Genomic DNA, 12,415 nt, shown 5'->3' with positions numbered 1-12,415 from the left:
CACTGTAGATCGCCACTCGAGGGAGACCGGTTTCATGACTCACGCTGCCACCGCTGTCGACACCCAATGCATCAACACGATCCGCACCCTGGCGATGGACGCCGTGCAAAAGGCCAATTCCGGCCACCCGGGCACGCCCATGGGCCTGGCGCCGGTGGGCTATACGCTGTGGAGCCGGTTCCTGCGCTACCACCCCGACCATCCCGACTGGCCCAACCGTGACCGCTTCGTGCTGTCGGTGGGGCACGCGTCAATGCTGCTGTATTCGCTGCTGCACCTGGCGGGTGTGGTGGAGATTGACGCGCACGGCAAGCGCTCCGGCCTGCCGGCGGTGAGCCTGGACGATATTAAGCAGTTCCGCCAGATGAGCTCCAAGACCCCGGGACACCCCGAATACCGCATGACCACCGGCGTGGAAACCACCACCGGCCCGCTGGGCCAAGGCTGCGCCAACAGCGTGGGCATGGCCATGGCCGAGCGCTGGCTGGGCGAACGCTTCAACCGCGACGGCCAGGTGCTGTTCGATTACAACGTCTACACCCTGTGTGGCGACGGCGACATGATGGAAGGCATCAGCAGCGAAGCCGCCTCCATGGCCGGGCACTTGAAGCTGGATAACCTGTGCTGGATCTACGACAACAACACCATCAGCATCGAAGGCCACACCGAGCTGGCGTTCAGTGAGGACGTGATCAAGCGCTTCCAGGCCTATGGCTGGCACACGCTGCACGTCACCGATGCCAATGACTTGCAGGCCCTGAGCACGGCGCTGCACACCTTCCAGTCGAACACCGGCGCGCCGACCTTGATCGTGGTCGACAGCGTGATCGGCTACGGCTCGCCCCACAAGCACAACACCGCCTCTGCCCACGGCGAGCCGTTGGGTGAGGAAGAAATCCGCCTGACCAAAGCCGCGTATGGCTGGCCGCAGGATTCCAGCTTCCTGGTGCCCGAGGGCGCGCGCACGGTATTGCGTGATGCGCTGCACGAACGTGCTGAGCCACTGTATGCGCAATGGAACCAGGCCCTGGCCAAGCTTGAGCCGACACTGGCCGATGAGCTGCAGCGCATGCGCGCCGGGGAAATGCCCGAGCAATGGCAGGCGGGGCAGCCCACCTTCGCCACAAACGCCAAAGGCGTCGCCAGCCGTGCTTCCGGTGGCGAGGTGTTGAATGCCTTCGCGCAACACATCCCCTGGCTGCTGGGGGGCTCGGCCGACTTGTCACCGTCCACCAAGACCAACCTCACTTTTGACGGTGCCGGGCGTTTCAGTGCCGACGACTACAGTGGGCGCAACCTGCACTTTGGCATCCGCGAACATGCCATGGGCGCGATTGCCAACGGCATGGCGCTGTCGTACCTGCGGCCCTACACCTCGACGTTCCTGGTGTTCAGCGACTACATGAAGCCGCCGATTCGCCTGGCGGCAATCATGGAGTTGCCGGTGGTGTTCGTGTTTACCCATGACTCGATTGGCGTGGGTGAGGACGGGCCGACGCACCAACCTATCGAACACCTCACGCAGTTGCGCGCTACGCCAGGGTTGCTGACCCTACGCCCGGGCGACGCGAATGAAACCCTGGAAGTGTGGAAAGTGGCCCTGGCGCAAACCCATCGCCCCAGTTGCGTGGTGCTGTCGCGCCAGGCGCTGCCGACACTGGACCGCACGCAATACGCGGCAGCGTCCGGTGCAGCCAAGGGCGCCTATGTGTTGGCCAGTGACGACCACCCCACCGTCATCCTGATGGCGACAGGCAGCGAAGTGAGCCTTGCCGTGACAGCGTACGAGCAGCTGAAAGCCGAAGGCATCGCCGCGCGGGTAGTGTCCATGCCGAGCTGGGAGCTGTTTGAAGACCAGGACCAGGCCTACCGCGACAGCGTGCTGCCCCCTGCGATCAAGGCGCGGGTGGTGGTGGAACAGGCCGGTCCCTTGGGTTGGGACCGTTATGTCGGGCAGACCGGGGCCAAGGTGGTGATGAACAGCTTTGGCGCATCGGCCCCCTTGGCCAAGTTGCAGGAGAAGTTTGGCTTCACCGTCGAGAACGTAGTGAAACAAGCCAAGCAACAGATCAACCTATAAACCTGTAGTGAGCGGGCTTGCCCCGCGCTGCGGTGTGTCAGGGGCCTGGTGTATGTCTGATATACCGCAGCGCGGGGCAAGCCCGCTCACTACAAGGTCAGTTCTCGCGACAGGAAGGGGGCGGTGCGGCTGGTCTTGCTCTTGGCGACTTTCTGCGGTGTGCCGCACGCCACTATTTTCCCACCCAAATCCCCGGCCCCCGGCCCGATGTCGATCACCCAGTCACTCTGCGCCACCACGCGCATTTCATGTTCCACCACGACCACCGTGTGCCCGGCGTCCACCAGGTGATTCAACTGGCTGAGCAAGCGGTCCACGTCCCGTGGGTGCAAGCCGGTGGTCGGTTCGTCCAGCACATACAAGGTGGCGCCGCGTGCATTGCGTTGCAGCTCGGTCGCCAGCTTGATGCGCTGCGCCTCGCCGCCCGACAGCTCGGTGGCCGGCTGCCCCAGGCGCAGGTAACCCAACCCGATGTCCCGCAGCACCTGCAATGAACGCAACACCCCAGGCTGTTCGGCAAACACCTCCACCGCCTGTTCCACCGTGAGGCCCAGCACCTGGGCGATGCTCAGGCCCTGCCATTTGATCGCCAGTGTTTCGGGGTTGTAGCGCGCCCCATGGCAGGTAGGACATGGCGCATACACGCTGGGCATGAACAGCAGTTCCACGCTGACAAACCCTTCACCCTCACAGTGGGGGCAACGGCCCTTGGCGACGTTGAACGAGAACTGCCCCGCGTCGTAATGCTGCTTTTTGGCCGCTGGTGTAGCGGCGAACAACTTGCGCACGTTGTCGAACAGCCCGGTGTAGGTCGCCAGGTTGGAGCGCGGCGTGCGGCCGATGGGTTTCTGGTCCACCTGCACCAGGCGGCGGATGTGTTCCAGGCCGCTGCCGATATGCCCACCGCTGGCCTGGGGCGCGTCGTCTTCCAGGCTCGGTTCTTCGTCGCTGTCTACCACGCGGCCGAGGCCGGCACCCACCAGTTCCAGCAGCGCCTGGCTGACCAGGCTGGACTTGCCCGAGCCGGAAATACCGGTGACCGCCGTGAAGCAGCCCAACGGGAAGTCGACGTTCAAGCCCTTGAGGTTGTTGCGGGTCACGCCTTCGAGTTTCAACCAGCCGCTCGGCTCACGTCGCGACGGCGTCGAAGGCCGGCGCTCGGCAAACAGATAGTCGCGGGTTTGCGACGCTTCGATGTGCGCCAGCCCCGCAGGCGGGCCGCTGTACAGCACCTGCCCGCCATGCTCGCCGGCGGCCGGGCCCACGTCGATCAGCCAGTCGGCGCGGCGCATGGTTTCCAGGTCATGCTCCACCACAAACAACGAATTGCCGGCCGCCTTCAACCGATCCAGCGCGGTGAACAAGGCCTCGCCATCCGCCGGATGCAAACCCGCCGACGGCTCGTCCAGCACGTAGATCACGCCAAACAATTGCGAACCTAACTGAGTCGCCAAGCGCAATCGCTGCAACTCGCCGGACGACAAGGTCGGCGTGCTGCGCTCCAGGGACAAATAGCCCAGCCCCAGCTCGGTCAAGGTGCTGACCCGCTCCAGCAGGTCCTGGGCGATGCGCTGGGCTGCCAGGCGTTTTTCCACCGACAGCTTCATGCGGTCCTGCCCCGCCGCCACGGGCCGCAGCAACTCGGCCAACTGGGTCAACGACAATTGCGACAGCTCACCAATATCCACCCCGGCAAACTTCACCGACAGCGCCGCCTGGGTCAGGCGCTTGCCCTGGCATAACGGGCAGGCACTGCCTTGCATGAACTGCGACACGCGCTTTTTCATCAGTGCGCTTTGGGTGTGGGTGAAGGTGTGCAGGATGTAGCGCCGCGCACCGCTGAAGGTGCCCTGGTAGCTCGGTTCCAACTTGCGCTTCAATGCGTCGCGGGTCTGCGCCGGGGTGAAGCCTGCGTACACCGGCACGGTGGGGGTTTCTTCGGTGAACAGGATCCAGTCGCGCTGCTTTTTCGGCAGGTCGCGCCACGGGATGTCGACGTCATAGCCCAGGGTCACCAGGATGTCGCGCAGGTTCTGGCCCTGCCATGCCAACGGCCAGGACGCCACGGCGCGCTGGCGGATGGTCAGCGAGGGGTCGGGTACCATCAGCGCTTCGGTCACTTCATACACCCGGCCCAGGCCGTGACATTGCGGGCAGGCGCCCTGGGGCAGGTTCGGCGAAAAGTCTTCGGCATACAGCATCGCCTGCCCCGGCGGGTAGCTGCCGGCACGGGAGTACAGCATGCGGATCAGGCTCGACAAGGTGGTGACGCTGCCCACCGATGAGCGCGCGCTCGGCGTACCGCGCTGTTGCTGCAGGGCCACGGCAGGCGGCAGGCCTTCGATGGAATCGACGTCCGGCACGCCGACCTGGTCGATCAGCCGCCGTGCATACGGCGCCACCGACTCGAAGTAGCGCCGTTGTGCCTCGGCATACACCGTGGAAAACGCCAGGGACGACTTGCCCGACCCCGATACCCCGGTAAACACCACCAGGGCATCCCGGGGAATGTCCACATCGACGTTGCGCAAGTTGTGTTCACGGGCGCCGCGTACGCGGACAAAGCCAGTGGGGTGGGCGGTTATCGGCGGGATGCTGCGCTGTGACGTCATGGGCAACCTTGTCTTGCGGTGAGCACGCTGCGCACCCGTTGCGTCAGGGCTTCGGGGCTGTAGGGCTTGCTCAGCAGATGAATGTCGGGACTCAGCAGGTGATTGCTGGAGAGAATGTCACGGGTGTGGCCCGAGGTGAACAGCACCGCCACCGGCGGCTGTTGCGCCCGGGCCCAGTCGGCCAGGTCAGTGCTCTTGACGCGACCGGGCATGACCACGTCGGTGAAAATCAGGTCCGGGCGCACGCCGTCTTGCAATGCCTGCATGGCGCGGTCACCGTCTTCGGCGGTGAGCACGGTGTAGCCCGACTGCTCCAGCAACTCGACCACGGTCAAGCGCACGCCTTCATTGTCCTCCACCACCAGGACGGTCTCCTGGCCGCCGCTGTGGAGCGCCAGTTCGCTGTGCATGTCGAGGCTCTCCGGCTCCAGGCTGTGGGGGAAATACATCTGCACCACCGAGCCCTTGCCCTCCTCGCTCCACATCTCCACATGCCCGCCGCTCTGGCGCACAAAGCCGAACACCATGCTCAGGCCCAGGCCGGTGCCCTGGCCCTCGCGCTTGGTGGTGAAGAAGGGTTCGAAGGCACGCTTGAGCACGGTCTGCGACATGCCCACACCGGTGTCGGTGACCGCCAGGCGCACGTACTCGCCGGGCTTGATGCTTTTGCCCACGCAATCGGCGGGGTTGAGGATAATGTTTTCGCCAGTGATGCGAATCACGCCCTCGCCTTTCATGGCGTCCCGGGCGTTGATCGCCAGGTTGAGCAGCGCATTTTCCAACTGGTTGCGGTCGACATTGATGCACCAGGAGTCCTGGGGCAATTGCACATCGATATGGATGGTTTCCCCCAGCGCCCGCTGCAACAGCTCGCCCAGGCCGGCGTAAATGCGTTGCGGGTTGTACACCGCCGGCGACAACGGTTGGCGACGGGCAAAGGCCAGCAACTGCGACGACAACTTGGCCCCGCGCTCCACCGCCGCAATGGCCGCGCTGACGCGACGTTGCACCTGAGCGTTGTCCGGCTCATGCCGGGCCAGCAGGTGCAGGTTGCCGGCGATCACCTGCAACAGGTTATTGAAGTCATGGGCCACGCCCCCGGTGAGGCCGCCAATGGCTTCGAGCTTCTGCGACTGGCGCAACTGGTCTTCGGCCGCCGAACGGGCCTGCACTTCGGCGGCCACGCGTTGCTCCAGATTATGGGTGAGTTCCTGGCGCAAGCGCTCGGAATGCACGTGCTCGGTGGTTTCCACCACAATCGCCAGCACCCCGGCCGGTTGATGATTGTCGCCGGCGACCGGGCTGTAGTAGAGGTCCAGCCACACCTCTTCGGGCTTGCCGTTGCGCAGCAGCACCAGGTCCTTGTTGTTGAATGACAAGGTGCCACCGGCCAGGCAGGTGTCGACCACATGCCGGTTGAAGTCGGCCACTTCCGGCCAGCCCAGCTCCACCGGCGTGCCCAGCAAATAGGGGTGGCGGCCGCCGGCGAACGTCGAGTAGCTGTCGTTGTAGATCATGTACCCCGCCCGCCCCCACAACATCACCATCGGCACCGGTGACGCCAGCATCATCTGTACGGTGCAGGCCAGGCTGGTGGACCAGTTGTCGATCGGGCCAAGGTCGGTGGCCGACCAATCGAACGCGCGGATCCGCTGGGCCATTTCACCGGCCCAGCCTTCACAGCCGTGGGGGTTGGATAAAAATTGCATCGGTTGGCTCTGTGCGAAAAGAAAACATCGGCAAGGTTTTGAGCACACCAGCGGTAGATCGTTTCAACGCGTATACGTTAGGGGGTAATTACAGCAGAAACCACTGGCCTCAGTGAAAATCCCGACTGCGCACATGAATGCCTTCCAGCAGGGGCGACAAGTCGGTAAGGCGCCCGGCGATCAGGTGGCGCACTTCGCCCACCGCTTCCCAGCGTCCGTCCACCTTGAGCAACCGCGAACCCACCAACGCCTGGCGCTGACGCTCGGCCAGGTCACGCCAGACCACCACATTGAGGTTGCCGAATTCGTCTTCCAGGGTCACAAACGTCACACCGCTGGCGGTGCCCGGGCGCTGACGGCCCGTCACCAGCCCCGCCACGCTCACGTTGCGCCCATGCTCCACCGCGAGCAACTCCTGGGAGCTGCGGCAGCGCCGCTTGCGCAACTCGCCACGCAGCAAGGCCAGCGGGTGCGGGCCAAGGGTGGTGCCGACGGTGGCGTAGTCGGCCTGCAGGTCTTCGCCCACCGTGGGCGCGGGCAGCTCGACTACCGCCTCATCGGGGCTCGGCAACCCGGCAAACAGCCCCAGCTGCTTTTGCACCCCGGCCACTTCCCAGCGCGCCGTGTGGCGGTTGCCGGCCAAGGCACGCAAGGCGCCCGAATCGGCCAGCAGCGCCTGGGTGCGCGCATCCAGCCCGGCACGGGCGTCCAGGTCGGCAATATCGCTGAAAGCCCGATGCTGGCGGGCCGCTTCGATACGGCGCCCATCCTCTTCACGAAACCCCGCGATCATGCGCAGCCCCAGGCGAATCGCCGGCTGTTCGCCCTCGATGGGTTCCAGGCTGCAATCCCAATCACTGGCCTGCACATCCACCGGGCGAATCTGCAAACGATGGCGCCGCGCGTCCTGCAGGATCTGGTCCGGGCTGTAGAAACCCATGGGCCAGCTGTTGATCAGCGCACAGGCGAACGCGGCAGGTTCATGGCATTTGAGCCAGCAACTGGCGTAGGTCAGCAAGGCAAAGCTGGCCGCGTGGGACTCGGGGAAACCATAGCTGCCAAAGCCCTTGATCTGTTCGAAGATCTGCGCGGCAAATGCCTCGCTGTAGCCGTTTTTCAGCATGCCGGTGCGCAGGCGTTCCTGATGCGGCTCCAGGCCGCCATGGCGTTTCCAGGCGGCCATGGAGCGGCGCAACTGGTCGGCTTCGCCGGGGCCATAATCGGCCGCGACCATGGCGATCTGCATCACCTGTTCCTGAAACAGCGGAATGCCTAGGGTGCGTTTAAGCACAGCCTCCAGTTGAGGCGATGGGTAGGTCTCCGGCTCTTCCTTGTTCCGCCGGCGCAGGTACGGGTGCACCATGCCGCCCTGGATCGGCCCCGGCCGCACGATCGCTACTTCGATCACCAGGTCGTAGAAGGTCTGCGGCTTGAGCCGGGGCAACATCGACATCTGCGCCCGCGACTCGATCTGGAACACGCCGATGGTGTCGGCCTTGCTGATCATGGCGTAAGTGGCGGGGTCTTCCCTGGGGATCGTCGCCAGGGCCAGGTCACGGTTGCGGTGACGGCGCAGCAAATCGAAGCAACGGCGGATCGCGCTGAGCATGCCCAGGGCGAGGATATCCACCTTGAGCAGGCCGACGGCATCGAGGTCGTCCTTGTCCCACTGGATGATGGTGCGCTCGGCCATGGCGGCGTTTTCCACCGGTACCAGGGTATCCAGGGGGTATTCGGAAATCACGAACCCGCCCGGGTGCTGGGACAGGTGCCGGGGGAAGCCGATCAGTTGTTGGGTGAGCGTGAGCACGCGGCGCAGGATCGGGCTCTCGGGATCGAAGCCGCCTTCACGCAAGCGCGCCAGCGGCGGCGCATCGTCGCTCCAGCGCCCGCAGCAGTCGGCCAGCGCGTTGATCTGGTCGGGCGGCAAGCCCAGGGCCTTGGCCACATCCCGCACCGCGCCGGCCGCGTGATAACTGCTGACCACCGCCGTCAGCGCCGCACGGGTGCGGCCGTAGCGCTGGAACACGTACTGCAGCACTTCTTCGCGGCGGTCATGCTCGAAGTCGACGTCGATATCCGGGGGTTCGTTGCGCTCCCGGGACAGGAAGCGCTCGAACAACATGCTCGTCAGGCCGGGGTGGATCTCGGTGATGCCCAGGGCAAAACACACCGCCGAGTTGGCCGCCGAACCCCGGCCCTGGCACAGGATCGAGCGGCTGCGGGCGAACTGCACGATGTCGTGCACGGTGAGGAAATAACTCTCGTAACCCAGCTCACTGATCAGTTCCAGTTCGTCGTTGATCTGCTTCAGGGTCTTGGCCTCGACACCTTTGGGCCAGCGCGCGGCGATGCCCTGTTCGGTCACGGCGCGCAGCCAGGACTTGGCGTCATGGCCGGCAGGCACCAGCTCACGCGGGTAGTGATAGCGCAACTGGCTCAAGTCGAAGCTGCAACGGCGGGCGATGGCCAGGGTTTCGTCGAGCAGGCTTTGCGGGTACAACGCGGCCAGGGCGTCTAGGCTGCGCAAATGCCGCTCGCCGTTGGGGTGCAGGCGCGTGCCGGCTTCGGCCACCGGCACGTGATGACGGATGGCGGTCATGGTGTCTTGCAGGGCTCGGCGACCGCGGGCATGCATGTGCACATCGCCGCAGGCCACCGCGGGGATGTGCAGGCTGGCCGCCAATTGCAGGCGTTGCTCCAGGTGGCGCGCATCGTCCTGGCCACAGTGCAGGTGCACCGCCAGCCACAGACGGTCGGCGAAGGTGCGACGCAGCCACTGGATCGACACCTGGGTGTCGCTGTCTTCGGCCACCCACAGCGCCAGCAGGCCGGGCAACGGCTGTTCGAAGTCCTCAAGCAGCAGGCGGTAGCTGCCCTTTTCGGCGCGGCGTCGGGCCAGGGTGATCAAGCGGCACAGGTGTTGGTAGCCGGTCAGGTCTTGCACCAGCAGCACCAGTTTCGGGCCATGCTCGATGCGCACTTCACTGCCGATGATCAGCGGCAGCTCCACCGCTTTCGCCGCCTGCCAAGCCCGGACGATACCCGACAGCGTGCATTCATCGGTGATCGCCAGCGCGCTGTAGCCCTGGCGCTTGGCGCGCTCGAACAGCTCCAGCGCACTGGAGGCGCCGCGTTGGAAGCTGAAGTTGGACAGGCAATGCAGTTCGGCGTAATTCATGGGCACAGTGCCTGGGTGAACGCGGCGTGCTTGAGTTTTTCGCCGGCAAGCCGGCTCCTACAGGGAGGGGTGTCAACGGTGGCTGCCATGGTGTGTGGGGGTTTCATGCAAACCAGCCTTGCAGCCACAGCCCGTCGTTTTGCCCCACGGTGCGGAAGGCCCAGCCTTGCTGGCCGGCGCGAGTCTGGATCAGGTAGTAGTCGCGGCGGATGTCGGCGCCATCCCACCAGCCGGATTCAATGCGCTCCGGGCCCATGAGGATCTGCACTCCGTGCTCGGCCAATAACGTGGGCTCATTCAACAACCAGCCAGGGCGTTGCACCTTGTTCAGGCCTTGGCACACGCGCGGATCGGTCGCCGCTTGCCAGGCGCACTCGGGGCGGTGGTCGGCGTGAAAGCGCAGGCCCTGCACCGCCTCGTCCCCCAGGCGTGCGCGCAGGCGTTCGCGCAATTGCTCCCAGGGCAAGGTCTGTTGCGGGCGGTCATCGAACAGGTCCTGGCGTTGCGGGACGAAGGTCGGCAGGTCCTGGGCCACCAGGCGAAAGCCGCGCACCGGCGAGGTGACTTGCACCTGCTCCAGGCGCCCCCGGGCCAGTTCGAACAGCATCGCCGGCTCACGCTCGGCGCTGAGCAGGCCCACCTTGATCACGCTGTCGGGCGCCTGGGCGTGTTCCAGGTGCAGGTCAAAACGCTGCACACCACTGTCGCGGCCACACAGGAAGGCCGACAGGTCAGCGGTCAAACGGCGCAACGGAAACAGCAAGGCCTGGTGGGATTGCACGTCGAAATTCAGCTCGATGCGCACATCGAAACGGTCCGGCGGCTGGTAGAACGCCAGCGCCAACGGGCGCTGCCCGGCCAAGGCATCGAGATGCTTGAGCAAGCTCGCGTCGAAACGCCGCGCCAAGGTGTGCCGGGGCAACGCCTGCACCTGGGCCAGGGTGCGCAGGCCCATGCGTGACAACGCGGTGGCGGCCTGCGGGTCAAGGCCAGCACGGTCGATGGGCAGCGGCGCCAGGGCTTGCATCAAGGCGTCGTCCTGAACTGCCAGGCCATCATCAATATTCGCCAACACCCGGGCCGCCGCCGGGTTGGGCGCGGCCACGATGCGATGGCGAAACCCCAGCTCGCTCAACTCCTTGCGCAACCGCGTCTCGAAGGCCGGCCAGGGCCCGAACAGCCCCAGGCTCGACTCGATCTCGAACAGCAGCGCCCGTGGGTAATACACACTGACCTGAGAGCTGAACCGATAGGCCCAGGCGGCCAAAAACTGCTGCCAGCGCTCGATTTCGGCGGGGTCGTATTCGGCACAGGCAAAGGTCTTGGCCAAGGCATGGGCGGCGGTCAGGGATTGGCCGGGGCGCAAGCCCAAGGCACGGGCAGCGTCATTGACGGTTTGCAGCACACGCCGCTGCGGCGTACCGGCCAGCAAGGCCAGGGGCTGGCCCGGCTCGGGATGCCCACGCTGCACCCCGTCCAGCGCCAATTGCGGGAAGACAATACACACCCAGCGCATGGCAACCTCAGTGCCCCGCCAGCGCAATCGGCGCCGGGTGGGCCAGGCCGCCCCGGCACTTGAGCACCCGCACCTGCGCGGGCCTGGCCTCCACCGCCAGGCGCAACGCAGCAGGCGATGCGTTGATTGCCTCGCTCAAGGCGCGCCAGGCAAATGCCAGGGTCTGCCCGGTTTCCGCCGCCACCTGCAAGCGCCGCAACGCCCGGTCATCGGCCTTGCGTGGCCAGCACAACACCGCGCCGCAACTGCCGGAACGCAGGCACTGTTCAACGGCCCACAGGGCATCGCGTTCCTCGGCCTGGATCACCGAGAGTTGGCGCAGATCCACCCCGGCGTTCTGCCAGGCATGGGGGTACGGCGTATAGGGCGGCGCCACCAGTACGATGCGCTCCCCTGCCGCAGATAAACGCGCCAGGGTTGGCAACACCAGTTGCAACTCGCCCACGCCCTCCTTCGCCATGAGGATTTCGCTCAGCGCCGACTCCGGCCAGCCCCCCGTGGGCAGCACCGCATCCAGCGCCGCCAGCCCCGTGGGGTGCACGCTGGCGGGAGGTGCGGCGGGCCGGCCCTTCCAGACTCGCCCGCCATTGAACAGCGAGTCCAGGGCAACCACGGCGCCCATCAGCCTTGCCTCACCAGGCCGCAGAACACCCCTTCGATGGCCAGGTCCTGGTCAGGCCCAACCACGATGGGTTGGTACGCGGGGTTGCGGGGCAGCAGGCGCACGTGCTCGGCGTGGCGCTCGAAACGCTTGATGGTGACTTCGCCGTCCAGGCGCGCGACCACGATCTGCCCGTTCAAGGCTTCGGCGCTGCGGCGCACGCCTACGAGGTCACCGTCGAGGATGCCGTCTTCGATCATCGAATCGCCTTGGACGCGCAGCAGGTAGTCGGGGGTTTTCGCGAAGGTGGCGGGGTCCAGTTGCAGGCGGCTGTGCACTTCGGCGTCGGCGCCGATGGGCAGGCCGGCGGCGACGCGGCCGAGGACGGGGATGTCCAGCCATTCGGGGCGTGTGGGTTGGTTGAGCAGGCGGATACCACGCGCCTGGTTGGGGTTGACCTCGATGAAGCCGGCTTCGGTCAGGGCCACCACGTGCTTGCGTGCGACGCTGCGGGAGGCGAAGCCGAACGCCTCGGCGATCTCGGCGAGGCTGGGGGGTTGGCCTTGTTGCGCGATGCGGTCGCGGATGAAGGTCAGGATAGCGGTGCGGCGGGGGGTCAGGGTTGTCATGGAGTACATTTGTACTCCTGCGGGAAGTTTCTGACAATGGCCGTCAGTCGGGGTGGGGTTTTTGGGATCGTGGGGATTGAGTACATA

The 12,415-nt window shown here is 65.6% G+C and carries 7 protein-coding genes; 1 reads left to right on the top strand and 6 read right to left on the bottom strand.

Going from position 1 to position 12,415, the window contains the following annotated elements; genetic code table 11:
* Positions 1-34: 34 nt before the first annotated feature.
* The gene (gene tkt, locus HX803_RS18290) at positions 35-2,080 is read left to right on the top strand and encodes a transketolase (RefSeq protein ID WP_178922303.1); all 2,046 of its coding nucleotides are present in this window, start codon (positions 35-37) and stop codon (positions 2,078-2,080) included.
* 89 nt (positions 2,081-2,169) lie between these two features.
* Here tkt and uvrA read toward each other — a convergent pair whose 3' ends face one another.
* The 6 genes from uvrA to lexA all read right to left on the bottom strand — a co-directional run bounded on the left by uvrA (position 2,170) and on the right by lexA (position 12,337).
* Entirely contained in the window at positions 2,170-4,692 is a 2,523-nt protein-coding gene (gene uvrA, locus HX803_RS18285) for an excinuclease ABC subunit UvrA (RefSeq protein ID WP_178922301.1), read from the bottom strand.
* Complete coding sequence (locus tag HX803_RS18280) at positions 4,689-6,401, bottom strand: ATP-binding protein (protein WP_178922299.1); 1,713 nt, start codon at positions 6,399-6,401, stop codon at positions 4,689-4,691. The genes uvrA and HX803_RS18280 overlap by 4 nt, the downstream gene beginning before the upstream one ends.
* Before the next feature lie 109 nt (positions 6,402-6,510).
* On the bottom strand, positions 6,511-9,582 hold the full coding sequence (locus HX803_RS18275; protein WP_178922297.1) for an error-prone DNA polymerase: 3,072 nt from the start codon (positions 9,580-9,582) through the stop codon (positions 6,511-6,513).
* Between the two features lie 103 nt (positions 9,583-9,685).
* The gene (locus HX803_RS18270) at positions 9,686-11,098 is read right to left on the bottom strand and encodes a DNA polymerase Y family protein (protein ID WP_178922295.1); all 1,413 of its coding nucleotides are present in this window, start codon (positions 11,096-11,098) and stop codon (positions 9,686-9,688) included.
* A 7-nt stretch (positions 11,099-11,105) separates the two neighbouring features.
* Positions 11,106-11,720 carry a translesion DNA synthesis-associated protein ImuA gene (imuA, locus tag HX803_RS18265; RefSeq protein ID WP_178922293.1) on the bottom strand — a complete coding sequence of 205 codons (615 nt, stop codon included), beginning with the start codon at positions 11,718-11,720 and terminating at the stop codon, positions 11,106-11,108.
* Complete coding sequence (gene lexA / locus HX803_RS18260; RefSeq protein WP_178922291.1) at positions 11,720-12,337, bottom strand: transcriptional repressor LexA; 618 nt, start codon at positions 12,335-12,337, stop codon at positions 11,720-11,722. Before lexA ends, imuA begins: the two co-directional genes overlap by 1 nt.
* Between the last annotated feature and the right edge of the window lie 78 nt (positions 12,338-12,415).

Source organism: Pseudomonas sp. P7548, assembly GCF_013386585.1.
GTDB lineage: Bacteria > Pseudomonadota > Gammaproteobacteria > Pseudomonadales > Pseudomonadaceae > Aquipseudomonas.
The sequence above is the reverse complement of the archived record's forward strand: the minus strand, read 5'-3'. Positions and strand labels throughout refer to the sequence as shown.